30 protein-coding genes are annotated in these 23514 nt (G+C 33.9%); 7 read left to right on the forward strand and 23 right to left on the reverse strand.

Annotated elements, in window-relative coordinates; genetic code table 11:
- Positions 1 to 4 precede the first annotated feature (4 nt).
- The 21 genes from rplR to rpsL all read right to left on the reverse strand — a co-directional run bounded on the left by rplR (position 5) and on the right by rpsL (position 11094).
- Positions 5 to 358 carry a 50S ribosomal protein L18 gene (gene rplR, locus V6251_RS11560; protein WP_145000895.1) on the reverse strand — a complete coding sequence of 118 codons (354 nt, stop codon included), beginning with the start codon at positions 356 to 358 and terminating at the stop codon, positions 5 to 7.
- Positions 359 to 367: 9 nt separating this feature from the next.
- Positions 368 to 910, reverse strand: a complete 543-nt coding sequence (gene rplF / locus V6251_RS11565) for a 50S ribosomal protein L6 (RefSeq protein WP_145000897.1) — start codon at positions 908 to 910, stop codon at positions 368 to 370.
- Between the two features lie 18 nt (positions 911 to 928).
- Positions 929 to 1327: a 30S ribosomal protein S8 gene (rpsH, locus tag V6251_RS11570; RefSeq protein WP_145000899.1), complete on the reverse strand. Its 399-nt coding sequence runs from the start codon at positions 1325 to 1327 to the stop codon at positions 929 to 931.
- A gap of 59 nt (positions 1328 to 1386) precedes the next feature.
- Positions 1387 to 1656, reverse strand: a complete 270-nt coding sequence (rpsN, locus tag V6251_RS11575; protein ID WP_028283882.1) for a 30S ribosomal protein S14 — start codon at positions 1654 to 1656, stop codon at positions 1387 to 1389.
- 3 nt (positions 1657 to 1659) lie between these two features.
- The gene (rplE, locus tag V6251_RS11580; protein WP_292946133.1) at positions 1660 to 2211 is read right to left on the reverse strand and encodes a 50S ribosomal protein L5; all 552 of its coding nucleotides are present in this window, start codon (positions 2209 to 2211) and stop codon (positions 1660 to 1662) included.
- 2 nt (positions 2212 to 2213) lie between these two features.
- Positions 2214 to 2525, reverse strand: coding sequence for a 50S ribosomal protein L24 (gene rplX, locus V6251_RS11585; RefSeq protein WP_292946130.1), 312 nt, complete (start codon positions 2523 to 2525; stop codon positions 2214 to 2216).
- Positions 2526 to 2536: 11 nt separating this feature from the next.
- On the reverse strand, positions 2537 to 2905 hold the full coding sequence (rplN, locus tag V6251_RS11590; protein WP_028283879.1) for a 50S ribosomal protein L14: 369 nt from the start codon (positions 2903 to 2905) through the stop codon (positions 2537 to 2539).
- Between the two features lie 2 nt (positions 2906 to 2907).
- The gene (rpsQ, locus tag V6251_RS11595; protein ID WP_028283878.1) at positions 2908 to 3165 is read right to left on the reverse strand and encodes a 30S ribosomal protein S17; all 258 of its coding nucleotides are present in this window, start codon (positions 3163 to 3165) and stop codon (positions 2908 to 2910) included.
- A gap of 13 nt (positions 3166 to 3178) precedes the next feature.
- The gene (gene rpmC, locus V6251_RS11600; protein WP_028283877.1) at positions 3179 to 3370 is read right to left on the reverse strand and encodes a 50S ribosomal protein L29; all 192 of its coding nucleotides are present in this window, start codon (positions 3368 to 3370) and stop codon (positions 3179 to 3181) included.
- 13 nt (positions 3371 to 3383) lie between these two features.
- Positions 3384 to 3803: a 50S ribosomal protein L16 gene (rplP, locus tag V6251_RS11605; protein ID WP_028283876.1), complete on the reverse strand. Its 420-nt coding sequence runs from the start codon at positions 3801 to 3803 to the stop codon at positions 3384 to 3386.
- Between the two features lie 20 nt (positions 3804 to 3823).
- Complete coding sequence (gene rpsC / locus V6251_RS11610) at positions 3824 to 4543, reverse strand: 30S ribosomal protein S3 (RefSeq protein WP_028283875.1); 720 nt, start codon at positions 4541 to 4543, stop codon at positions 3824 to 3826.
- A gap of 7 nt (positions 4544 to 4550) precedes the next feature.
- On the reverse strand, positions 4551 to 4958 hold the full coding sequence (gene rplV, locus V6251_RS11615; RefSeq protein WP_145000908.1) for a 50S ribosomal protein L22: 408 nt from the start codon (positions 4956 to 4958) through the stop codon (positions 4551 to 4553).
- A 3-nt stretch (positions 4959 to 4961) separates the two neighbouring features.
- A complete protein-coding gene (rpsS, locus tag V6251_RS11620; RefSeq protein WP_028283873.1) occupies positions 4962 to 5240 on the reverse strand; it encodes a 30S ribosomal protein S19 in 279 nt (92 codons plus the stop codon).
- A gap of 6 nt (positions 5241 to 5246) precedes the next feature.
- Positions 5247 to 6071, reverse strand: a complete 825-nt coding sequence (gene rplB / locus V6251_RS11625; protein WP_145000910.1) for a 50S ribosomal protein L2 — start codon at positions 6069 to 6071, stop codon at positions 5247 to 5249.
- Positions 6072 to 6081: 10 nt separating this feature from the next.
- Positions 6082 to 6372, reverse strand: a complete 291-nt coding sequence (rplW, locus tag V6251_RS11630) for a 50S ribosomal protein L23 (RefSeq protein ID WP_028283871.1) — start codon at positions 6370 to 6372, stop codon at positions 6082 to 6084.
- Positions 6373 to 6379: 7 nt separating this feature from the next.
- Entirely contained in the window at positions 6380 to 7009 is a 630-nt protein-coding gene (gene rplD, locus V6251_RS11635) for a 50S ribosomal protein L4 (RefSeq protein WP_145000912.1), read from the reverse strand.
- On the reverse strand, positions 7009 to 7626 hold the full coding sequence (gene rplC / locus V6251_RS11640; protein ID WP_028283869.1) for a 50S ribosomal protein L3: 618 nt from the start codon (positions 7624 to 7626) through the stop codon (positions 7009 to 7011). Before rplC ends, rplD begins: the two co-directional genes overlap by 1 nt.
- A gap of 145 nt (positions 7627 to 7771) precedes the next feature.
- Positions 7772 to 8077 (reverse strand): 30S ribosomal protein S10, encoded by a 306-nt coding sequence (gene rpsJ, locus V6251_RS11645; protein WP_010181931.1) that lies wholly within the window; start codon positions 8075 to 8077, stop codon positions 7772 to 7774.
- 11 nt (positions 8078 to 8088) lie between these two features.
- Entirely contained in the window at positions 8089 to 10215 is a 2127-nt protein-coding gene (gene fusA, locus V6251_RS11650; RefSeq protein WP_341588342.1) for an elongation factor G, read from the reverse strand.
- A 6-nt stretch (positions 10216 to 10221) separates the two neighbouring features.
- The gene (gene rpsG, locus V6251_RS11655; protein ID WP_028283867.1) at positions 10222 to 10698 is read right to left on the reverse strand and encodes a 30S ribosomal protein S7; all 477 of its coding nucleotides are present in this window, start codon (positions 10696 to 10698) and stop codon (positions 10222 to 10224) included.
- A 21-nt stretch (positions 10699 to 10719) separates the two neighbouring features.
- A complete protein-coding gene (rpsL, locus tag V6251_RS11660) occupies positions 10720 to 11094 on the reverse strand; it encodes a 30S ribosomal protein S12 (RefSeq protein ID WP_028283866.1) in 375 nt (124 codons plus the stop codon).
- A 180-nt stretch (positions 11095 to 11274) separates the two neighbouring features.
- Between rpsL and V6251_RS11665 the strand changes: the two genes are divergently transcribed.
- From V6251_RS11665 to rlmB, 6 genes are all read left to right on the forward strand, one after another.
- A complete protein-coding gene (locus V6251_RS11665; RefSeq protein ID WP_341588343.1) occupies positions 11275 to 12969 on the forward strand; it encodes a hypothetical protein in 1695 nt (564 codons plus the stop codon).
- A 119-nt stretch (positions 12970 to 13088) separates the two neighbouring features.
- Complete coding sequence (locus tag V6251_RS11670) at positions 13089 to 16151, forward strand: SusC/RagA family TonB-linked outer membrane protein (RefSeq protein WP_341588344.1); 3063 nt, start codon at positions 13089 to 13091, stop codon at positions 16149 to 16151.
- A gap of 12 nt (positions 16152 to 16163) precedes the next feature.
- Positions 16164 to 17651 carry a SusD/RagB family nutrient-binding outer membrane lipoprotein gene (locus V6251_RS11675; protein WP_341588345.1) on the forward strand — a complete coding sequence of 496 codons (1488 nt, stop codon included), beginning with the start codon at positions 16164 to 16166 and terminating at the stop codon, positions 17649 to 17651.
- Between the two features lie 19 nt (positions 17652 to 17670).
- The gene (locus V6251_RS11680; RefSeq protein WP_341588346.1) at positions 17671 to 18570 is read left to right on the forward strand and encodes a hypothetical protein; all 900 of its coding nucleotides are present in this window, start codon (positions 17671 to 17673) and stop codon (positions 18568 to 18570) included.
- A 13-nt stretch (positions 18571 to 18583) separates the two neighbouring features.
- A complete protein-coding gene (locus V6251_RS11685) occupies positions 18584 to 19594 on the forward strand; it encodes a hypothetical protein (RefSeq protein WP_341588347.1) in 1011 nt (336 codons plus the stop codon).
- Positions 19595 to 19662: 68 nt separating this feature from the next.
- Positions 19663 to 20397 (forward strand): 23S rRNA (guanosine(2251)-2'-O)-methyltransferase RlmB, encoded by a 735-nt coding sequence (rlmB, locus tag V6251_RS11690; protein WP_191100506.1) that lies wholly within the window; start codon positions 19663 to 19665, stop codon positions 20395 to 20397.
- Here the strand turns inward: rlmB and V6251_RS11695 are convergent.
- The gene (locus tag V6251_RS11695; RefSeq protein WP_341588348.1) at positions 20392 to 21144 is read right to left on the reverse strand and encodes a rhomboid family intramembrane serine protease; all 753 of its coding nucleotides are present in this window, start codon (positions 21142 to 21144) and stop codon (positions 20392 to 20394) included. The two genes, rlmB and V6251_RS11695, sit on opposite strands and share 6 nt — an antisense overlap.
- 243 nt (positions 21145 to 21387) lie before the next feature.
- Between V6251_RS11695 and V6251_RS11700 the strand changes: the two genes are divergently transcribed.
- Positions 21388 to 22665 carry a replication-associated recombination protein A gene (locus V6251_RS11700; protein ID WP_341588349.1) on the forward strand — a complete coding sequence of 426 codons (1278 nt, stop codon included), beginning with the start codon at positions 21388 to 21390 and terminating at the stop codon, positions 22663 to 22665.
- Here V6251_RS11700 and V6251_RS11705 read toward each other — a convergent pair.
- The gene (locus V6251_RS11705; RefSeq protein WP_341588350.1) at positions 22662 to 23513 is read right to left on the reverse strand and encodes a hypothetical protein; all 852 of its coding nucleotides are present in this window, start codon (positions 23511 to 23513) and stop codon (positions 22662 to 22664) included. The two genes, V6251_RS11700 and V6251_RS11705, sit on opposite strands and share 4 nt — an antisense overlap.
- Position 23514 lies beyond the last annotated feature (1 nt).

Below are 23514 nucleotides of genomic sequence, written 5' to 3' on the forward strand. Positions count from 1 at the left end.
TTTCTTAGAATTTAAGTCCTCCTTCTCTAGCTCCTTCAGCTAACGATTTTACTCTACCATGATATAAATAACCACCTCTATCAAAAGCGATCGTTTCAACACCAGCCTTCAAGGCTTTTTCTGCGATAGACTTACCTACTAATGCAGCTAGTTCTACTTTATTTCCTTTTGCAGCAATATCTTTATCTCTAGAAGATGAAGCAGCTAATGTTTTACCAGTAACGTCATCTACTAATTGAGCATAAATTTCTTTATTACTTCTAAAAACAGCTAATCTAGGTCTTGCTTCTGTACCAGAAACAACCTTACGGATTCTGTTTTTAATTCTTATTCGTCTTTCGTTTTTTGTTAACGCCATAACTAATTATTATGCTGATTTACCTGCTTTTCTTCTTAATACTTCTCCAACAAACTTAATACCTTTTCCTTTGTACGGTTCAGGTCTTCTAAATCCTCTGATTTTAGCAGCAACTTGTCCTACTAATTGTTTATCATGAGAAGTTAATTTGATTATTGGATTCTTACCCTTATCAGAAACAGTTTCTACTTGTACTTCTGGTGCTAAACTTAAAATAATATTATGTGAAAAACCTAAAGCTAGTTCAAGGACATTACCTTGATTAGAAGCTCTATAACCTACACCAACTAATTCTAATTGTTTAGTCCAACCTTTAGAAACACCTTCAATCATATTAAAAACTAATGAACGGTATAAACCATGCTTAGCTTTTTGATCTTTAGTATCTGTAGAACGTGTTACTAATACATTTCCATCTTCAACTTTTACTTCAACAGTATCAAAATCTTGAGTTAACTCACCTAATTTTCCTTTTACTGTTATTGTATTGTTATCAACTGTTACAGTTACTCCTTCTGGAATGGCAACTGGATTATTTCCTATTCTTGACATTTTCTTCTGGATTTTAAATTAGTAAACGTAACATAAAACTTCACCACCAACGTTTTCTCTTTGCGCTTGCTTTCCAGTCATTACTCCGTGAGAAGTAGAAACGATTGCAATACCCAATCCATTAAGTATACGTGGTAATTCTGTAGAACTAGAATATTTACGTAAACCAGGCTTACTGATTCTTTGCAATTTTCTAATTACAGGTTCTTTTGTTTCCTTATTGTATTTTAAGGCAATTTTGATTGTACCTTGAACAGTAGAATCATCGAACTTATAACTTAAAACATATCCTTGATCGAATAATATTTTAGTAATGTCCTTTTTTAAATTTGAAGCAGGAATTTCTACAACTCTGTGATTAGCACGCACTGCGTTTCTAATTCTAGTTAAGTAATCTGCTATTGGATCTGTATACATATGTATTTATTTGCGGACTTGGTTTTCAGAATATCCCGAACCTAAGACCAATTAAAATTTTACCAACTTGCTTTTTTAACACCTGGTATTAAACCTTGATTTGCCATTTCTCTAAACATAACACGAGAAAGTCCAAAGGTACGCATATATCCCTTTGGTCTACCTGTTAATTTACATCTATTATGTTGACGTATAGGCGATGCGTTTTTAGGTAACTTTTGTAATGCTTGATAATCTCCAGCTTCTTTAAGAGCTTTACGTTTTTCAGCATATTTAGCTACTGTCTTCGATCTTTTAACCTCGCGGGCTTTCATTGATTCTTTAGCCATAACTTAGTTTTTTTGAAAAGGTAACCCTAATTCTGTTAATAATGATTTTGCTTCTTTATCTGTTTCAGCAGAAGTTACAAATGTAATATCCATTCCGTCAATTTTATTAACTTTGTCAATATTTATTTCTGGAAAGATAATTTGTTCAGTAACTCCTAAATTGTAGTTACCTCTTCCGTCAAAACCTGTAGCTTTTATTCCGTTAAAATCTCTAACACGTGGAAGTGCTGAAGTTATTAAACGATCTAAAAACTCATACATTCTTTCTCCTCTTAACGTAACTTTAGCACCAATTGGCATCCCTTTACGTAATTTGAAAGTTGCAACATCTTTTTTAGATAAAGTAGATACAGCTTTTTGACCTGTGATAGTTGTAAATTCATCAACTGCATAGTCAACCAATTTCTTATCAGCAACTGCAGCCCCTACACCTCTAGATAATACTATCTTTTGTAGTTTTGGCACTTGCATTACATTACTGTATCCAAATTCTTCTGTAAGAGCAGCAATTACTTTGCTTTTATACTCTTCTTTTAGTCTCGGTGAATATTCCATAACTATATTACTTCATTTGATTTTTTAGAAAATCTGACTTTCTTATCACCTTCCATTCTAAATCCTACTCTAGTCTCTTCTCCTTTAGAAGTTAATAAAGATAGGTTAGAAATGTTGATAGATGCCTCTTTTTCTACAATACCACCTTGAGGATTTTGTGCACTTGGTTTAGTATGTTTCTTAACCATGTTTACTCCTTCAACTATAGCTTTGTTCTTCTCAATAAATACTTTTTGTACTTTACCTTCAGAACCTTTATGATCACCAGCTATAACCTTGACGATATCTCCTGTTTTTATTTTTAGCTTTGTCATTTTTTTATCAATTAAAGCACCTCTGGTGCCAATGATACAATTTTCATGAATTGTTTATCACGAAGTTCTCTAGCTACAGGTCCAAAAACACGTGTACCTCTCATTTCTCCCGTAGGATTTAAAAGGACACAAGCGTTATCATCAAATCTGATATAAGATCCGTCTGGACGTCTAACTTCTTTTTTAGTACGCACAACTACTGCTGTTGATACTGCTCCTTTTTTGATGTTTCCATTAGGAGTAGCATCTTTAACAGTGACAACAATTTTGTCACCTACAGAAGCATATCTTCTTTTAGTACCACCTAAAACACGGATAGTTAATACTTCCTTTGCTCCAGTGTTATCTGCTACTCTTAGTCTTGATTCTTGTTGTACCATAATTACTTCGCTCTTTCAATTATTTCAACTAATCTCCAACATTTAGATTTACTTAAAGGTCTTGTTTCCATGATCTTTACTGTATCTCCAATATTACAATCGTTTGTCTCATCGTGTGCAACATATTTTTTTGTTTTCAACACGAATTTTCCGTACATAGGGTGTTTTACTTTTTTAACTTCTGCAACAACAATTGATTTTTGCATTTTGTTACTAGTAACGATCCCGATACGCTCTTTTCTTAAGTTTCTTTTTTCCATCTTGTAAGCAGAATTATTTTAAATCTCTTTTAGTTAATTCTGTTGCAATTTTTGCAACCGTACGTCTTACTTGACGTAATTGAATAGGATTCTCTAAAGGAGAAACTGCATGAGCCATTTTTAAATCTGAATAGCTCTTCTTTGTTTCACTAAGTTTCTCTTGTAACTCAGCTACAGATAATTCTTTAATTTCTGATTGTTTCATAATATCAAATAAATTATGCTTCGTAATCTCTAGCGATTACAAACTTAGTTTTTACTGGTAATTTTTGAGCTGCAAGTCTTAATGCTTCTTTAGCTACTTCTAAAGGCACTCCTCCAACTTCAAAAAGGATTCTTCCTGGTTTAACAACTGCTGCCCAATATTCTACTGCTCCTTTACCTTTACCCATACGTACTTCAAGAGGCTTTTTTGTAATCGGCTTATCTGGAAATATTTTAATCCAAAGTTGACCTTCTCTTTTCATGTAACGTGTAGCGGCAATACGAGCTGCTTCTATTTGACGTGATGTTAAAAAATTAGAATCTAATGATTTTATTCCAAAAGTTCCGTTTGAAAGCAAGTGACCTCTACCAGAGTTCCCTTTCATACGTCCCTTTTGCATTTTTCTAAATTTTGTTCTTTTAGGCTGTAACATTTTTTCTGTTCTTTAAAAAATTACTTTCTACGACGTTGTTGTGGTTTTCCACCTCCTTGACGTCCACCTTTTCCTTGCTTCTTAGCTAAGCCAACAAGAGGAGAAAGCTCTCTTTTACCATATACTTCACCTTTCATGATCCATACTTTAACCCCTAATCTACCGTAAGTAGTATGAGATTCAACTAAAGCATAATCAATATCGGCTCTAAAAGTTGATAAAGGAATACGTCCTTCTTTGTAGTGTTCTGAACGTGCCATTTCAGCTCCATTCAAACGACCACTAATCTGTACTTTAATTCCTTCAGCATTCATACGCATTGTTGCAGCAATAGCCATTTTAATTGCACGTCTATATGAAATTCTATTTTCAATTTGACGAGCAATACTAGTTGCTACTAAAAACGCATCAAGTTCAGGTCTCTTAATTTCAAAGATGTTAATCTGAACTTCTTTACCTGTAATTTTCTTAAGTTCTTCTTTTAACTTGTCTACCTCTTGTCCACCTTTTCCGATAATAATACCAGGTCTAGCAGTAGTGATAGTAACGGTTACAAGTTTTAAAGTTCTCTCAATAATTACACGAGATACACTAGCTTTAGATAAACGCGCGTGAACGTATTTTCTAATCTTATCGTCTTCGGCAAGCTTATCACCATAATCGTTTCCTCCGTACCAGTTAGATTCCCATCCTCTGATAATTCCTAAGCGATTTCCGATTGGATTTGTCTTTTGTCCCATATCTATCTTAGCTTTGTGTTTTATTATTAGCTCCAACCACGATAGTTACGTGGTTTGAGCGTTTTCTTATTCTGTGAGCACGTCCTTGTGGTGCTGGACGTAATCTTTTTAACATAGATCCACCATCTACTCTTATTTCTTGAACAAATAATTCAGCATCTTCGATACTTGCATCTTCATTCTTAGCTTGCCAATTAGCTATCGCAGAAAGTAATAATTTCTCTAAACGATTTGAAGCTTCTTTTTGACTAAACTTTAAAATATTAAGTGCCTTTTCTACGCGTTCACCTCTTACTAAATCGGCTACTAAACGCATTTTTCTTGGTGACGTAGGACAGTTATTAAGTTTAGCGAAAGCTATTTGCTTTTTACCTTCCTTAATAGCGTCTGCCATTTGTTTTTTACGACTTCCCATAGCTTACTTTTTACCTTTATTTTTAGCACCAGCGTGACCCCTAAAAGATCTTGTTGGTGAAAATTCTCCTAACTTATGTCCAACCATGTTTTCTGTAACGTAAACTGGAACAAACTGACGACCGTTATGAACTGCAATTGTTTGCCCAACAAAATCAGGTGTTATCATACTTGCTCTTGACCAAGTTTTAATAACAGTCTTTTTGTTAGCTTCCACATTGTCAGCTACTTTTTTCTCTAATTTATAGTGAACGTAAGGTCCTTTTTTTAATGATCTTGCCATGATTTCTTATTTCTTTCTACGTTCTACAATATATTTATTACTCGCTTTAGTTTTAGAACGTGTTCTATATCCTTTAGCTGGTATACCGTTTCTAGAACGTGGATGTCCACCTGATGACTTACCTTCACCACCTCCCATTGGGTGATCAACTGGATTCATTACAACTGGTCTTGTTCTTGGTCTTCTACCTAACCATCTACTACGTCCAGCTTTACCTGAAACAAGTAATTGATGATCTGAATTAGAAACTGCTCCTATCGTTGCCATACATGTAACTAAAATTAATCTAGTTTCACCTGATGGTAATTTAATAGTAGCAAACTTACCATCTCTAGCCATTAACTGAGCAAAAGCTCCAGCACTTCTTGCCATTACAGCACCTTGTCCTGGTCTTAACTCAACACATGAGATAATTGTTCCTAATGGAATATTAGCTAATGGCATTGCATTTCCAATTTCCGGAGAAGAACCTTCGCCTGAAACAACAGTTTGACCTACTTGTAAACCATTTTGAGCAATGATATAAGTTTTCTCACCATCTTGGTAATTCAATAATGCGATAAACGCTGTTCTGTTTGGATCGTATTGTATTGATGCTACTTCTGCAGGAATACCTGCTTTAGATCTTTTGAAATCAATTATACGATATCTACGTTTGTGCCCACCACCTTTATAGCGCATGGTCATACGTCCTTGACTGTTTCTACCACCTGATCGTTTTTTCGGAGCTAATAAGCTTTTTTCCGGCTTGTCAGTAGTAATGGCGTCAAATCCGTTTACTACTCTAAATCGCTGACCTGGTGTGATTGGTTTTAATTTTCTTACTGACATTTGTCTTTAATTACATGTTAGTGTATAAATCAATCATTTCACCTTCCGCCAGTTGTACAATTGCTTTTTTCTTAGCATTTGTTTTACCATGTTGAATACCAGTTTTAGTAAACTTGGTACTTCTATCTGGACGGACATTTATAGTACGAACTTTTTCAACAGAAACTCCATAAGCAGCTTCCACTGCTTTTTTGATTTCTACCTTGTTCGCCTTAGTGTTCACAAAGAAACTATAGCAGTTGTTTAACTCGCTATTAGCAGTTGCTTTTTCTGTGATTATAGGTTTAATTAAGATATTCATTTTGCTTCTATTTACTTAAATTCGACTCAATTCCTTCTAAAGAGCTCTCTAAAAGGACAACTTGATTTGCATTTAATATTTTGTAAGTACTTAATTCTGAGGCGATTATAACTTCTGAGCCTTTCAAATTACGTGACGACAAATATACATTATTATTTGACGTACCCAACACAAACAGTGATTTTTTGTTTTGTAGGTCTAACGCATTTAATACAGCTGTAAAGTTTTTAGTCTTTGGAGCATCAAAATTAAAGTCCTCTAGGACAATAATAGACTTTTCATTTGCCTTAATACTTAAAGCTGATTTACGCGCTAAACGTTTTAAGCTTTTATTAAGTTTGAATGAATAGTTTCTAGGTCTTGGTCCGAACATACGTCCTCCACCTCTAAAAACTCCTGACTTAATACTACCTGCTCTGGCAGTACCTGTACCTTTTTGTTTTTTAATCTTACGTGTACTTCCAGTAATCTCAGCACGCTCTTTAGCTTTGTGAGTTCCCTGTCTTTGATTTGCTAAGTATTGCTTAACATCCAAATATACAGCATGATTATTAGGTTCAATAGCAAAAACACCATCAGAAAGGTCTGCCTTTCTACCTGTTTCTTTTCCGTTTATATCTAAAACTGCTACTTTCATTATTTTCTGATAATTACATAAGCGTTTTTATGTCCAGGTACACAACCTTTAACAACTAGTAAGTTCTTTTCAGGAACTACTTTTAAAACTCTTAAATTTTCAACTTTAACTGAATCTGTTCCCATTCTACCTGCCATACGCATTCCTTTGAATACTCTTGCTGGGTAAGATGCTGCTCCAATAGATCCTGGTGCTCTTAAACGGTTATGTTGTCCGTGAGTAGCTTGACCTACACCGCCAAATCCATGACGTTTTACAACCCCTTGAAATCCTTTTCCTTTTGATGTACCTGATACATCAACAAATTCACCTTCTACAAAGTGCTCTACAGTGATTGCATCACCTAACTTGTACTCCGCATCAAAACCTTTAAATTCAACGATTTTGCGTTTTACAGAAGTCCCTGCTTTTTTAGCATGACCTAAGTCAGCTTTAGTAGCACTTTTTTCTGTCGCGTCATCGAAACCAAGTTGAACAGCATTATAACCGTCAACTTCTTCAGTTCTGACTTGGGTAACGATACATGGTCCAGCTTCGATTACTGTACATGGTACATTCTTACCATTTTCATCGAAAATGCTGGTCATACCGATTTTTTTTCCAATTAACCCAGACATAATTATTATTTATTTATTATTACTATTTATTAAAAAATATTCAAGGCTGAAAATACGTTTCAGCCTTGAATTGTATTTTTACCGTTTTTCCTTCGCTCGAAGCTTAGGACATGTTTCGCTTAAAATCCTTAAACGAATAAATTACTTATACTTTAATTTCAACTTCAACTCCACTTGGTAATTCTAGTTTCATTAAAGCGTCAATAGTCTTTGAAGATGAAGAGTAAATATCTAATAATCTCTTGTAAGAGCTTAATTGAAATTGTTCTCTAGACTTCTTATTTACGTGTGGTGAACGTAATACAGTAAAGATTTTTTTATGAGTTGGTAATGGAATTGGTCCAGTTACTACAGCTCCAGTACTTTTTACTGTCTTTACAATCTTCTCAGCAGATTTATCTACTAAATTGTGATCGTAAGATTTTAATTTTATTCTAATTTTTTGACTCATTTCTTTAAGATTTACGATTCAACGCCTTTAGCAGCCTTAATTACTTCTTCTGAAATATTAGAAGGAGTTTCAGCATAATGTGAAAATTCCATTGTAGAAGTTGCTCTACCAGAAGATAATGTTCTTAATGTTGTAACATAACCAAACATTTCAGATAATGGCACAGTAGCTTTAATTGTCTTAGCTCCAGCACGATCACCCATACCTTCCATCATACCTCTTCTTCTATTTAAATCTCCAACAATGTCACCCATATTTTCTTCAGGAGTAATTACCTCAAGCTTCATGATTGGCTCCATTATTACAGCTTTAGCAGCTTTAGCACAGTTTTTAAATCCTAACTTAGCAGCCAACTCAAAAGATAATTGATCAGAATCCACATCATGGTAAGATCCATCTTTCAAAGTAACTTTCATTGAGTCGATTTCATAACCTGCTAATGGACCGTTAACCATTGCCATCTTAAATCCTTTTTCAATTGAAGGGATAAATTCCTTAGGAACGTTACCACCTTTAATTACAGATTCAAACTGTAATCCAACAACACCTTCGTCTGCTGGTTCAACAGTAAATACGATATCGGCAAATTTACCACGTCCACCTGATTGTTTCTTATAAACTTCTCTATGATCTGCCGATGCAGTAATAGCTTCTTTATATTCAACTTGAGGTTGACCTTGATTAACTTCTACTTTAAACTCACGTCTTAAACGATCTACAATTACATCTAAGTGAAGCTCTCCCATTCCAGAAATAATAGTCTGACCTGAAGCTTCATCTGAACGCACTGTAAACGTTGGATCTTCTTCTGCTAATTTAGCTAAACCAATACCTAATTTATCAACATCAGCTTTAGTTTTAGGCTCAACCGCGATACCAATTACTGGATCTGGGAAGTCCATAGACTCTAAAATGATTGGATGATCTTGGTCTGATAAAGTATCTCCTGTTTTGATAGATTTAAATCCAACAGCAGCTCCAATATCTCCAGCCTCGATAAAATCAATTGCATTTTGCTTGTTAGCATGCATCTGATAGATACGAGAGATACGTTCTTTTTTACCAGAACGATTATTTAACACATAAGAACCTGCATCTAAACGACCAGAATAAGCTCTAAAAAATGCTAAACGTCCTACGAAAGGATCCGTTGCAATTTTAAACGCTAATGCTGCAAAAGGTTCGTCAACACTTGGCTTACGTAATTCTTCTTTTTCAGTATCTGGATTCATTCCTTTAATACCTTCCTTGTCCATTGGAGAAGGCAAGTAACGACATACAGCATCTAACAAGAACTGTACACCTTTATTTTTAAAAGCTGAACCACAAATCATAGGAATGATAGCCATATCCATTACAGCAGCTCTAAGCGCTTTATGCACTTCTTCTTCTGTAATTGAATCTTCATCTTCCATGAATTTCTCTAAAAGATTCTCGTCATAACTTGCTACTTCTTCAATTAAAAGTGCACGGTATTTACGAGCTTCTTCTTTCATATCCTCAGGAATTTCGATAACATCGAAAGTTGCTCCTTGAGTTTCATCGTGCCATACAATAGCACGGTTTTTTACTAAATCTATGATACCTTTAAAATCTTCTTCATCACCAATGTTTAAAACAATTGGCACTGCGTTAGACTTCAACATATCTTTTACTTGTTGACAAACAGCTAAAAAGTCAGATCCTTGACGGTCCATCTTATTAACAAAACCAATTCTTGGCACTTTATAATTGTCTGCAAGTCTCCAGTTAGTTTCAGATTGAGGCTCAACACCATCAACTGCACTAAACAAGAATACTAAACCATCTAATACACGTAAAGATCTATTTACCTCTACAGTAAAATCAACGTGACCTGGAGTATCAATAATGTTAAAGTGATAATCCTTTGTTGTTGGTGTAGGTTCTGCATTTTCTAATGGAAACTTCCAAGTACAAGTTGTAGCTGCAGACGTAATAGTAATACCACGTTCCTGCTCTTGCTCCATCCAGTCCATTGTAGCTGCACCATCATGCACTTCTCCAATTTTGTGCGAAACACCTGTATAATAAAGAACACGCTCTGTTGTTGTAGTTTTACCTGCATCAATATGAGCTGCAATTCCAATGTTTCTTGTATATTTTAAATCTCTAGCCATGTCTTATTAAAATCTAAAGTGAGAGAATGCTTTGTTTGCCTCAGCCATCTTGTGAGTATCTACACGTTTTTTAACTGCTGCTCCTTCTTCTTTAGCTGCTGCTAAAATTTCTGATGCTAAACGCAATGCCATAGATTTTTCGTTTCTCTTACGAGAATAACTAATTAACCATTTCATTGCAGTTGAAACCTTACGATCTGCACGTATTGGATTAGGTATTTGAAATGTTGCTCCTCCAACTCTACGACTACGTACTTCTACGTGAGGCATAACGTTTGATAACGCATCTTTCCAAATTTCTAAAGCTGTTTTTTCTTCGTCTGTCTTCTTTGTATCTACGATGTCAATTGCATCATAAAACACTTTAAAGGCTACAGACTTCTTTCCGTCCCACATCATCATGTTAACAAATCTAGTTACTAACTGATCGTTAAAGCGAGGATCTGGTAAAAGCGGTCTTTTTTTCGCTGCTCTTTTTCTCATGTCTTCTTCTTAAGTTTTTAATTAACTTTTAGGGCGTTTTGCACCATACTTAGATCTACGTTGTGTTCTACCTGCAACACCTGCTGTGTCTAAAGCACCACGAACGATGTGATATCTAACTCCTGGTAAATCTTTTACCCTTCCACCTCTAACCAATACTATCGAGTGCTCTTGTAAATTGTGACCTTCTCCACCGATGTATGCATTTACTTCGTTTCCGTTTGTTAAACGAACCCTTGCCACCTTACGCATTGCTGAGTTAGGTTTTTTAGGTGTCGTTGTATAAACACGAGTACACACACCACGTCTTTGAGGACACGAATCTAAAGCAGCCGATTTACTCTTCTTGGTTATTTTGGCTCTTCCTTTTCGTACTAATTGTGAAATTGTTGGCATATAACTTTAATATAATTTTATGTTACCTCTCTTTAAGAGGGGTGCAAATGTAGTGATTATATTTAATTAATCAAATCATAACACATTAATTTTCAATAGAATTTAAAAATAAATCAAAGCACCATATTATATAGTAAGATTTTTGCGTTATTTTATCATCTAAAATATAATTATCACATCTTGAATCTAAAAACAGTAACATCAATACTTTTTATTCTACTATTTCAATTTAGTTGGAGCCAACAATTAGTTCTAAATATTTCTGGAGTTGACTCAAAAGATGATAAAATAATTTCATTTTATGATTACACTAAAAAACACGAAACCTTACAATTATTAAAAGATGAAATAACACTATTTCAAAATAAACTTAAGAAGAACGGTTATATTAATAACACACTTTTTAGTATTAAAGAAAATAAAGACTCAGTTTTTTCAGTTTTACTACAATTAAATAACAAAATAGAATTTTTAGCTATAACACTAGATAGCTCTATTACTAAGCAAACCTATTATTCAAAATTGAATTTAAAAATAACCAAAGACAACGAAGTCATAATTCCTTACAACAATATAGAAAACGAACTTATAAAGTACAATAAAATAATAGCCTCAGAAGGCAACCCTTTTTCGACATTAAAACTAAGCGACATAATTAGTCGTGATCAAAACACATTAACTGCTAAACTTATAATTAGCGATGACGACAATAAAAGAAGTCTTGATAAAATAGTAATTAAAGGATACGAAAAATTCCCGAAGTCCTTTTTAAAACGTTTTTTAAAAATTAATAAAAACAAGACCTTTAATATTGAAGCCATTAATAAAAAAACAAAATCATTAAACAATTTAAGTTTTGCAAGACAATCAAAAAGTCCTGAAATATTATTTACTAAAGATTCCACTCACCTATATCTTTATTTAGAAAAACTAACCAGCAACAATTTTGATGGATACATTGGATTTACCACAAACGAAAACACAAATAAAATTGAATTTAACGGATACCTTGATTTAAGCTTAAATAATAATTTAAATTACGGAGAAACCTTGTACCTAAATTACAAGAGCGATGAAAGTGACCAAAAAAATTTCAATCTTACGACCACTCTGCCTTACGTATTTTCATCGCCAATAGGTATTGAAGCATCGTTACAAATTATAAAACGAGACTCTTCTTTTATAAATACAAAACAAAAAGGAAACCTTTACTACCAATTAAACGACGCTAATCGCATATATGCAGGAATTGAATCCACCGAATCGAGCAATTTATTAAACACCGAAGATTTTACTAACATCACCGACTTTAATAGCCAACTTTTTACAATAAAATATCAATACAAAACATTACAAAACGCAGAAAGAATTTTCAGAACAAAAACCGATTTAAGCTTAGAGCTTGGAACAGGTTCTAGAAAAACAACCACAAACAACACTAAGCAAACCTTAATAACCATTATTGGAGAGCACATATTTAAATTAAATCACACCAACAGTATTTATACTAAAGCACTGATACATAGACTTGAATCTGATAATTATTTTGACAACGAGCTATATAGGTTTGGAGGAATAAATAACATTAGAGGTTTTACCGAAAACAGCCTAAGTGCAAACAGCCTTAATATGCTAATGACAGAATATAGGTACACGTTAAGCGAAGGCGTGTTTGTAAATACAGTTTTAGACTATGCCAACTTTAAAAACCAACTACTAAACCAAAATGAAAATCTTATAGGTTTTGGCTTTGGATTTGGCGTATTAACAAACAGCGGATTACTACGTTTTATATACGCTAATGGTAAGACTGAAAATGAAACAGTAAAATTCTCAAATTCTAAGATACACCTAAGTTTAACTGCTAATTTTTAGGTAAAACTTATGTTATTATTGAATATTTCAAAAAAAAAATGAAATTTTAACCAATAAATATTGTTTAATTAACTTTTTATTATGATTTTTGGCATAGACTAATTCAAATAAATTATAAAATGAAAACAAAGTTTAGTGGAATTTTAACGCTATTTCTAGCGTTTGTTGTGCAACTATCGTTCGCACAAGACAAAACAGTTTCAGGAGTTGTTTCTGACGAAAATGGATTGCCTTTACCTTCGGCAACTATTGTAGTTAAAGGAACTTCTCAAGGAACGACAACAGATTTTGATGGTAATTACTCTATTGGTGTAACAACTGGTGGTGTTTTAACATTTAGTTATGTTGGTTACGGTACTAAAGAAGTAAAAGTTGGTGCTAGTAACAGTATTAATGTAAGCCTTGAGCCAGATAATGCTCTTGACGAAGTAGTAATTACCGTTTTAGGTATTGAAAGAAAAGCGGATGAGCTTACTGCTGCTACTGAAACTGTAGACGCAGAAGTGCTGACACAGGCTTCTAACCCTAACGTAATACAGAGTTTAGCTGGTAAAGTATCAGGATTAAAAATTAACACAACTAATAATGGTGTTAATCAATCAACTCGTATTGTATTAAGAGGTAACAGATCGTTAACAGGTAGTAACGAAGCGTTAATTGTAATTGATGGAGCGATTTCTTCAGCAAATACTTTAGCAAATCTTTCGCCTGAAATCATTGCATCTACAAACGTTATTAAAGGAGCTGGAGGTAGTGCACTTTACGGTTCTCAAGGAGCAAATGGTGTAATCATCGTTACTACTAAAAGAGGAACTAGTGATGAAAAAATCAAAATTGATTTTAACAGCTCAATTCAATTTGAGTCAGTTTCTTTCTTACCAAAAAGACAGACTAAGTACGGTCAAGGTTGGAATGGTGGTCACGTAGCTTATGAAAACGGAGGATGGGGTCCAGAATTTGATGGATCAATAATGCCTGTAGGTTTAGCGCAAGCTGATGGATCTTACATTATGGCACCATATTCTGCTATTGAAGACAATATTAAAGATTTCTTTAAAACAGGTACAATTAAGCAAACAGGAGTTTCTATCTCAGGTGGAGATGCAACATCTTACGCTTTATTATCTGTTAACAGACAAAACACTGATTTTGTTGTAGATGGAGATGAATTAGGTAGAACAAACATCTTATTTAAGGCTGGTAAAACAATCGGAAAATGGGAATTAGGTGGTAACATTAACTATGTTAACTCTAAAACAAGTACTACTACTTCTGCTTTATTTACAGAGTTATTACAAACTGCAACTAACATTCCTGTTGGACAGTTTTCTCAACCTTTAAATCAATACCACTGGACATCTTACTATAGAAGCCCATATTGGATGAGAGATAACATCAGAAACAACAATGAGTCTGATCGTTTTAACGGTATCATCAATTTAAAATACCAAATTAACGATAACATTAACGTAAGTTCTCTTTCAAGTTTAAGAACTTTTAGCAGCAACTTCTTAGGTTATACTAACGGATATACTGACCTTTTAGGTGTTGGTGGTGGAGACCACTCTACTGTATCTAACTTTAGTACAAACAACCAAGAGTCTAAGAATATCTACAACGATATTTTCTTAAACTTTGATTATATGTTAAGTGATGATGTTTCTTTAAAAGCAACATTAGGTAACAACATACAAGATAACTTATCTACATTAACAAGTGTAGCAGGTAGTAACTTAACAATTCCAGGTTTCTACAACATTGATAACATTACAGGAACACCAACAGTATCTAACAGCTCTTTTAGAAGTAGAAGTTATGCTGTATTTGCAAGTGTGGATTTAGGATATAAAGATTTCTTATTTGCTACTTTAACAGGTAGAAATGACTGGACTTCAAGATTAAATAGTGATAACAACTCTTTCTTCTACCCAAGTGCAGGTTTATCTTTCATCCCAACTAAAGCATTCCCAGAATTAAAAGGAGATGTTTTAAACTATGCTAAAATTTCAGCTAACTACGCAAGAGTTGGTAACGACCGTGTAGGAACATATGAAATCAACAATACTTACAACCAAGTAGGTGGATTCCCTTTTGGAGGTCTTAACTCTTTTGGTGTAGATACAAGCGTAGCAGATCCAAACTTAGTTAATGAGTTTATTACTAACAAAGAGATAGGTTTAAACCTAGCATTCTTTAAAGGAGACCGTGTAACACTTAACGCCTCTTACTATGTAACAAATAACACTGACTTAGTAACAAACGTTACTTCATCAACTGCTTCAGGATTAACTCAATCTACAATTAACATTGGAGAAACTGAAACTAAAGGTTATGAAATTGACTTAGGTCTTACGCCAATCAGAAATGATAACTTCAGATGGGACTTAAACTTTAACATTGCTTCTGATGAAACAATCGTTAAGAAAGTATCTGACAACACTGATGAAGTTTCATTAGGAAACGGAAATGCAGATGTAGGTATATTCGCTACAGTAGGTGAAGCTTTCCCTTTAATTAAAGGTACAGGTTACCAAAGAGATCCTAATGGACGTGTATTAATTGACCCTTCTACTGGAAACCCATTAAAAACAGCTGAATTTATTAACTTAGGAGTTGCAAACCCTGATTATGTATTAGGTTTAAGTACTTCTTTAACTTATAAAGGATTTAGATTAGCAGGTGTATTTGATTACAGAACAGGAGGTCAATTCTGGGCTGGTACTAAAGACTGGTTATCTTGGAGTGGACACTTAGTAGAATCTGCTGAAAACGGAAGAAGAGGATTTATTTTCCCTAACTCTGCAATCGAAACTTCTCCAGGAGTTTATGCTGCTAACACAAACGTTGTTACTGGTGGAACTACTTACGCTAACTACTTAGATTATTTTTCTAATGAATATAGAGATGTATCAGAAAACTTTGTATTAGATGCTACTGCATTTAAAGTAAGAGAGCTTTCATTAAGTTATAGCCTTAACCAAAAAGCTTTAGATGCTATTGGATTTAGCTCAGTAAGAGTAGGTGTAAATGCAAGAAACCCGTTTGTTGTATTACCTAAAGAAAACAGAGGATATGCTGATCCAGAATTCTCTAACACTACAGGAAATGCTCAAGGTTTAAGTGTATCTGGACAATATCCAGCAACTAGAAGTTACGGACTAAGTGTTAATTTAACTTTTTAATAAAATTCAAAGATGAAAACAAAATTTAATATTATATTATTAGTAATTCTTACAATTACTATGTCATGTAGTAATTATTTGGATATCAATGACAATCCAAATAGTCCATCTGCAGATGTTGTAACGCCTGATTTAGTATTAGCAGGTGCATTAGCATCAACGTACAGACAACAAGCTAGAAGAATGAACATTCTAGGAAACGTAATGATGAACAGATGGGGAGCTAACGTAAATGCTTTTACAGGTGGTTTCTCTGAAGAGTTCTCATTAGCGATTGATAACGGGTTTTACGATGACATTTACGATGGTCTTTATTTAACGACTGCTAACTTTCAAGCAATCATAGATTACGATGGTAGTGAGTATAACAACCATAAAGCTATTGCTAAAATTATGAAAGCATATTACTTTCAGTATTTAGTAGATTTATATGGTGATATCCCTTATACAGAAGCACACAAAGGAATTGATAACTTAACGCCTACTTATGATGATGACGCTACAATCTACAGATCTTTAGTAACTGAAATTGATGAAGCAATTGCTTTAATAGCTTCTTCTGGATCAGCTGTAGCTGTAGGATCTGAAGATATCGTTTATGGTGGTGCAATGTCTAGTTGGACTACTTTAGGTAACACTATTAAATTAAGAATGTTATTAAGACAAGCAACTAAAGCTTATACTTTAGGAAATGATGCTGAATTAGCAACTTACTTAGATGCGCAGTTTGCTGCATTAGATGGAAGTAATTTTATCGCTGTAGATGCTAAAATCAATCCAGGATATTCTGATGGACAAGTTGCACAACAAAATCCATTTTACGCTTTAATGTTCTCAAATGACGAGTCTACGTCAGTTAGTTATAACTTCTACAGAGGTTCTGACTACGCTATTGAGTTCTTAAAAGGTAACTTCCCAGGAGCTGTACCAGATGCAAGATTAACTGCACTTTACGGATTAAACGATGATGACCAATACGTTGGACATACTCAAGGTTTTGATGGTACTCAATCTCCAGAAAGTCTTTCTCCAATTGGACCTGGTTTAGTAATAAACTCTGCTCAAGATGGTTATTTAATGACTGCTGCTGAATCTTTCTTATTACAAGCTGAAGCACAATTATTAGGTAAATTAAGTGGTGATGCTCAAACATCTTTCCAAGCTGGTATTGATGCGTCTTTCAACTTATTTGGATTAGATTCATCTACTTATAACCCAACTGCTCCAACTATTGGATGGGCTGGAACTGATGCTGAAAAAACTGAGGCTATCATGAGACAAAAATGGGTTGCTTTAAATGGAATTAATGGTATGGAATCTTATATCGAGTTTACAAGAACTGGATATCCTGCAGGAATACCTTTAGCTACAACTGCGCAATCTTCAACTAGACCAAAAAGATTATTATATCCTTCGTCTGAGTTAATATCAAATGCTTCTAATGTTCCTCCAGTAAGTAGTGCGCAAGCATTTGCAACAGGACCATTCTGGGCACAATAAACTATAAAAAAGAAAAGAAATGAAAAATTTAAGAACTTATTTGTTAGCAGTATTAAGCTGCTCGCTTTTAGCATCATGTATCGTTGATGACGAGATTGATGTAGACAATGAAACATTTAACGGTCCTTTAGTCGTTGGTTTTAAAACTGCCGATAACTTAGGGAACTTTGTTGAAGAGCCAGGTGCTCAGTTTGATTTTGATATTCCTGTTCACCTTATCGGTGGACAATCAGGTCAACCTTCAGGATCAACGATCACTATGTCTTACGAGATTGGAACATTTGCAGATTTAAAAATATCTGATGATGAATTAGCTGATCTAGAAACAATGTTAGATATTAACAATACACCACTTGATCCAAGTGATGATGTTAGAAAATATCCTATAGCTGTTCCTGGAACACATTTTGACTGGGTAGATACTACTTTAGAAACAACTATACCTGCTAACTCAACATTTGATTTAATTCCAATTAAAGTTAATAATGATGCTTTAGATAATGCAAAAACTACTGTTTTTGTTGTAAACCTAAAAACATTAGTTACAGTTGATAACGTAGTAATTTCTGAGCAATTAGAATCTACTTTAGTAAGATTACAATTATGTCGTACTGACTTAGCTGGAACGTATAGTGTAAACTATGCAACACCTGCTAACCACACGATTGTACACTTAGGAGCTGGTAACTATGAATTAAATAGTATGTTTGGATGGCCAAACAACACTTACAAGTCTTACTTCTATGCTTGTGCAGGTAACTTAATCTTTACTGAATGGCAATTTTCTAACGAAATTATCCAAGGTAGTCCAGGTTATGTTGACCAAGCTACAGGACAATTAGTATTCCCTGAATTTGGTATTGGTGGATCTGCTGGACCTATATATTCTGGAAGTACTTGGATATTAACTTTACAATAAAAAATATAAGACGATGAAATACATTAAAAATATATTATTATCATGTACTGTTGTAGCGCTTACATCATGTGTTAATGATGATGTAAATTACACTACTACAGATAAGCCTACTGTATCTATGACAGGGCAATCTGCTACTAGTATAATGGAAGGAGAAACAATTACTGTTTCTTTAACAACAGATGCTACTTATAAAGAAGAAATGGACTTTAAACTAGAATTAGTTTCTGGTGGTTCTAACTCTGACTATATAGTAAGTGATGCAGATGGTTTACCAGTTGGTGCAACATCTGTGGATGATGGTTTTGGAGCGTTTGGTTACAAAGTTGAATTTCCTGCATATGCAGAAAACCATACTTTTAACATTACTGCTGTACAAGACGTTTTAAAAGAAGGTACTGAAAATTTAAGATTTAAATTAACAAGTGCTGATAACAAAAATGGATTAGCTGCAGGTGGAGCTATCTTTATTGACTTAGAAGTTACTAACTATGTTAGTGATGAGTTAGTTGCTGTAATGGATTTTGACAAAACAGTAAGTTATGTTACTATCGAGCAAAAAATACTTGAAACTGATTTAGATGACGAAACTGTTGATCATACTGACTCATTATGTAACTTAATAGATTACGATTTTTACTTAGGTTCTTGGTTCTCATGGGCAAGTTGCCCAGAAGAAATTAGTGCTGCAAACGCAGCTGCTAATCCAGGAAACACAACAGCTCCAGGAGGTCCTTTAGCTGATGGTGATTACGTAATCGTTGCTGACTTATATGAAGTAGATTTAGGTTTAGATGCAGATGAAAATGAAATCTTAGATGGAGATTTTGCTTTACCATTTACTTTAACTATAAATCACGTTGGAACATTCAATGCTAGCATTGATTTCCCTGCAACTTACTTTTCTAACAGCCCACAAAGTGCTGCTGGTGGGAATGGTCAAGTATTACTAGGAACATTAAGTGTTGTTGGTGGTAAATACATATTAAAAAATGCAGATGATGAGGTTGTTGCTGCAGAGTAATTAAACCTTAATTAATAAATTTAAAAGAGCCTGATTTATATCAGGCTCTTTTTTTATACCTTTGCGACATGGATAAAACAACTCAGATATTTGGACTTAGAGCTATTATTGAAGCTTTAAATGCTGGCGAACATGTAGATAAAGTCTTTTTACAAAAAGGACTAAAAGGCGACTTGTTTCAAGAATTAGAAACAGTATTAAAGGACAAGAGAGTTAACTCGTCTTACGTTCCGGTTGAAAAATTAAATAGATTAACAAAAAACAATCACCAAGGTGCTGTTGCACAAATTGCTCCTGTTAAGTTTTATGATATTGAGGAATTGTTTGACATGGTGTCTAAAAAAAATACAACTCCGCTTTTTTTATTATTAGATCAACTTAGTGATGTTAGAAACTTTGGTGCTATAATACGTACTGCAGAATGTACTGGAGTAGACGGAATAATAATACAAAGTAAAGGTGCAGCTCCTGTAAATGGTGATACTATTAAAACAAGTGCTGGTGCAGTATTTAAAGTGCCTATTTGTAGAGTGGACCACATTAAAGACGCTGTGTTTTTTCTGCAAGCTTCAGATATTAAAGTTATTGCTGCTACAGAGAAAACAGATAACACCTTATTTGATGTTTCGTTTAAAGAGCCATGTGCTATTATAATGGGATCTGAAGGTCGTGGTATAAATCCATCTATATTAAAAATAGCTAATGAAAAAGCTAAACTACCTTTGCTGGGTGAAATAGAGTCTTTAAATGTGAGTGTAGCTTGTGGCGCTTTTTTATATGAAGCGGTAAGACAACGTCTATAACTCTTTATTTTTTTTATAAGTATAACTAATAGTAACAGGAAGCGTTACTTCTGGAAGATTGTTTTCAGGTAGCTCCTCCTCTACTATGGTTTCTATAAAATTACCGTTTTCATCAAAATGTTTTAAAAACTCGTCATCGTCTTCGTTGTAATCGGGTTCTTCCCAAACATATCTTTTAGGTTTTGCTATTTGTTTTCTAAAAAATAAAGCAAATACTAATCCCACGATTAAACCACTTAAATGACCTTCCCAAGAGATACCTTCCTCCAAAGGAATAGTATTCCATATCATACTACCATATAAAAAAGCAACTAGTAAAGACAATGCAATTAGCCTATAGTGTTTAGCAAAAACACCTTTAAAAAAAACAAAACTAGCTAATACATAAATTAATCCGCTTGCTCCTATATGGTATGATGGTCTACCAATGCACCAGGTTAAAAAACCAGATAATAGTACGCCATACAACAGTACTTTAAACGCGATAGGTCTATAAAAATAAAACAAGGCTGTACTTAACACAAATAAAGGTATGGTATTATGCCATAAATGGGAAATCCCAGAATGTATAAACGGACTGCAAATCACGCCTATTAATCCTGTTATTTTTTGAGGATAGATGCCTAAAAAATTAAGGGAAAATCCAAACCTAATTTCGATAGCAAAAATTAACCATAGTAGAATTACAAATGCTATTGGATAGATTAAAACATCTAAGGTGAATGTAAAAGGTTCTTCTTGTTTCATTTGCAATAAATATAGCAAATAGTTAACCACTTTTAATGTCTTGCAATAATGTCAGTCGGTTGTTGCGTGATGGATTACTCCTGAATACTATTTTGAAAGAAATCGTGATGACTTCGTAATTGAATGGTCTGTTTAAAATCCTTTTTGCCTTAACAAAAAGATTGAGTAATGAAAGTCTGACTTTTTTGTTAAGAATGCGCAAAAAAGACACGCCTAAACAAAAATTAATTTAATTTTACAGTTATGAACACGCCTTTAGCAGAACGATTACGTCCACAAACTTTAGACGACTACATAAGTCAGTCACATTTAGTAGGTCCAAACGGGACTTTAACCAGTCATATTAATCAAGGCATTATACCTAGTATGATACTTTGGGGACCTCCTGGTATTGGAAAAACAACGTTGGCTAATATTATTGCGCAAACCTCTAAGCGTCCTTTTTATACTTTAAGTGCAATTAGCTCTGGTGTTAAAGATGTGCGAGAGGTTATTGAGAAGGCTAAAAATAGTGGTGGTTTATTTACTGCTAAAAATCCAATTTTGTTTATTGATGAGATTCATAGATTTAGCAAATCACAGCAAGATAGTTTGTTACAAGCTGTAGAAAAGGGTTGGGTGACGTTAATTGGTGCAACGACTGAAAATCCAAGTTTTGAGGTAATATCGGCATTATTGTCACGCTGTCAGGTTTATATTTTAAAAGCTTTTGAAAAAAGTGATTTAGAGGACCTTTTAAAGCGTGCGATTGAAAAAGACGACTACTTATCTAAAAAGACTATAAAACTTAATGAAACGAGTGCTTTATTGCGTTTGTCAGGTGGTGACGCTAGAAAACTTTTAAACATCTTTGAACTGGTTGTTAATAGTGAGGATAAACCTATTATTACAATTACAGATGCTATGGTTTTAGACAAGGTACAAAACAATACTGTGCGTTATGATAAAACTGGAGAGCAGCATTATGATATTGTATCTGCTTTTATAAAATCCATTAGAGGTAGCGACCCAAATGCTGCTGTGTATTATTTGGCTAGAATGGTTGAAGGTGGTGAGGATGTAAAGTTTATTGCTAGACGTATGCTAATTTTGGCTAGTGAAGATATTGGTAATGCTAATCCTACTGCATTGGTTATGGCTAATACAACGTTTCAGGCTGTAAGCACGATTGGTTACCCTGAGTCTAGAATTATATTAAGTCAATGTGCCACTTATTTAGCAAGTTCACCAAAAAGTAATGCTGCTTATATGGCTATTAACCATGCTCAACAATTGGTTAAACAAACTGGAGATTTAAGTGTGCCTTTAAATATTAGAAATGCACCAACTAAATTAATGAAAGAAATTGGTTATGGCGAAGACTACAAGTACAGCCATAATTATGAAAATAATTTTGCTAGTCAAGAGTTTTTACCAAAAGAGGTTAGTAATACTAAGTTGTACGACCCAGGAAATAATGCTAGGGAAAATGCCCAACGCGACTTTTTAAGATCACGTTGGAAGGAAAAATATGGTTATTAAAACTTAATATTAATTGCCTTTATCTGTAGGTCATTATTAACGTAGTGTGCCAAAACCCATTGATTATTCATTTTATAGATTAAAGCGTCTTGTCCTTTTACAATGTAATAATCCTCTTTACCCGAAAATAGAATAGTATAAACGACAGTGTTATTTGCGTCTAATAGATTATAACTAAATACAGATCCTGTTATTAATTGCGCTTTTAAGGTGTTATCTACTGTAGTAGCTGCTTCTAAATTACTATTGGATTTGACAGCTGTATTGGTTGCTTTAACAACCTCATCTTTAGTATCATCTTTAGTAGTTACTTTAGGACTCTCTTCTATTACTTTATTAGCTTTTAAGGTTTCTATTTCTTGTTTTAGCGCTTCCACTTGCGTTTTTGTACTATTTTCTGTTGTCGCTTTGTAGGTGTGCTCAAAACTTGAAAAGGTATTAAATGCATTACGAGTTGCTTCGTTATAGGCTACGATGTACTTTTTATCTCTAGACTCGCCAATATCCGAAGTAAAAACAATTTCTTTTTTACAGTTTTCAAATTGGACGTTTACTTTGGTCTTAAATAATGAAGATGAATTTTTTAATGTTGCATACAATACTAAACAACCATTAGCTATAGCGTCGTCTGGTAAAACATCGGTATTACTAAATACAGTGAAATTTTGTTTTTGCAATAAAAACGTAGTCAAACCATTTAATCTATATTGATCAGGTTCTGACTGAAAATCAAATTGATTAGCCACTACAACATACTTGTAATTATTTAACTTGTCTTGTGCGTTAACACTTGTTAGTAAGCTTACTAACATGATTACAATTACACTTACTTTATTTGAAATTTTCATA

The sequence above is a fragment of the Olleya sp. Ti.3.14 genome (assembly GCF_038154885.1).
In the GTDB taxonomy this organism is placed as follows: domain Bacteria; phylum Bacteroidota; class Bacteroidia; order Flavobacteriales; family Flavobacteriaceae; genus Olleya.

Bases quoted from the DNA above. Each gene is read 5' to 3' on its own strand.
- rplR (WP_145000895.1), bottom strand. From the start codon at position 358: ATGGCGTTAACAAAAAACGAAAGACGAATAAGAATTAAAAACAGAATC.
- rplF (WP_145000897.1), bottom strand. From the start codon at position 910: ATGTCAAGAATAGGAAATAATCCAGTTGCCATTCCAGAAGGAGTAACT.
- rpsH (WP_145000899.1), bottom strand. From the start codon at position 1,327: ATGTATACAGATCCAATAGCAGATTACTTAACTAGAATTAGAAACGCA.
- rpsN (WP_028283882.1), bottom strand. From the start codon at position 1,656: ATGGCTAAAGAATCAATGAAAGCCCGCGAGGTTAAAAGATCGAAGACA.
- rplE (WP_292946133.1), bottom strand. From the start codon at position 2,211: ATGGAATATTCACCGAGACTAAAAGAAGAGTATAAAAGCAAAGTAATT.
- rplX (WP_292946130.1), bottom strand. From the start codon at position 2,525: ATGACAAAGCTAAAAATAAAAACAGGAGATATCGTCAAGGTTATAGCT.
- rplN (WP_028283879.1), bottom strand. From the start codon at position 2,905: ATGGTACAACAAGAATCAAGACTAAGAGTAGCAGATAACACTGGAGCA.
- rpsQ (WP_028283878.1), bottom strand. From the start codon at position 3,165: ATGGAAAAAAGAAACTTAAGAAAAGAGCGTATCGGGATCGTTACTAGT.
- rpmC (WP_028283877.1), bottom strand. From the start codon at position 3,370: ATGAAACAATCAGAAATTAAAGAATTATCTGTAGCTGAGTTACAAGAG.
- rplP (WP_028283876.1), bottom strand. From the start codon at position 3,803: ATGTTACAGCCTAAAAGAACAAAATTTAGAAAAATGCAAAAGGGACGT.
- rpsC (WP_028283875.1), bottom strand. From the start codon at position 4,543: ATGGGACAAAAGACAAATCCAATCGGAAATCGCTTAGGAATTATCAGA.
- rplV (WP_145000908.1), bottom strand. From the start codon at position 4,958: ATGGGAAGTCGTAAAAAACAAATGGCAGACGCTATTAAGGAAGGTAAA.
- rpsS (WP_028283873.1), bottom strand. From the start codon at position 5,240: ATGGCAAGATCATTAAAAAAAGGACCTTACGTTCACTATAAATTAGAG.
- rplB (WP_145000910.1), bottom strand. From the start codon at position 6,071: ATGTCAGTAAGAAAATTAAAACCAATCACACCAGGTCAGCGATTTAGA.
- rplW (WP_028283871.1), bottom strand. From the start codon at position 6,372: ATGAATATCTTAATTAAACCTATAATCACAGAAAAAGCAACTGCTAAT.
- rplD (WP_145000912.1), bottom strand. From the start codon at position 7,009: ATGAAAGTAGCAGTTTTAGATATAAACGGAAAAGAAACAGGTAGAAAG.
- rplC (WP_028283869.1), bottom strand. From the start codon at position 7,626: ATGTCTGGGTTAATTGGAAAAAAAATCGGTATGACCAGCATTTTCGAT.
- rpsJ (WP_010181931.1), bottom strand. From the start codon at position 8,077: ATGAGTCAAAAAATTAGAATAAAATTAAAATCTTACGATCACAATTTA.
- fusA (WP_341588342.1), bottom strand. From the start codon at position 10,215: ATGGCTAGAGATTTAAAATATACAAGAAACATTGGAATTGCAGCTCAT.
- rpsG (WP_028283867.1), bottom strand. From the start codon at position 10,698: ATGAGAAAAAGAGCAGCGAAAAAAAGACCGCTTTTACCAGATCCTCGC.
- rpsL (WP_028283866.1), bottom strand. From the start codon at position 11,094: ATGCCAACAATTTCACAATTAGTACGAAAAGGAAGAGCCAAAATAACC.
- V6251_RS11670 (WP_341588344.1), top strand. From the start codon at position 13,089: ATGAAAACAAAGTTTAGTGGAATTTTAACGCTATTTCTAGCGTTTGTT.
- V6251_RS11675 (WP_341588345.1), top strand. From the start codon at position 16,164: ATGAAAACAAAATTTAATATTATATTATTAGTAATTCTTACAATTACT.
- V6251_RS11680 (WP_341588346.1), top strand. From the start codon at position 17,671: ATGAAAAATTTAAGAACTTATTTGTTAGCAGTATTAAGCTGCTCGCTT.
- V6251_RS11685 (WP_341588347.1), top strand. From the start codon at position 18,584: ATGAAATACATTAAAAATATATTATTATCATGTACTGTTGTAGCGCTT.
- rlmB (WP_191100506.1), top strand. From the start codon at position 19,663: ATGGATAAAACAACTCAGATATTTGGACTTAGAGCTATTATTGAAGCT.
- V6251_RS11695 (WP_341588348.1), bottom strand. From the start codon at position 21,144: ATGAAACAAGAAGAACCTTTTACATTCACCTTAGATGTTTTAATCTAT.
- V6251_RS11700 (WP_341588349.1), top strand. From the start codon at position 21,388: ATGAACACGCCTTTAGCAGAACGATTACGTCCACAAACTTTAGACGAC.
- V6251_RS11705 (WP_341588350.1), bottom strand. From the start codon at position 23,513: ATGAAAATTTCAAATAAAGTAAGTGTAATTGTAATCATGTTAGTAAGC.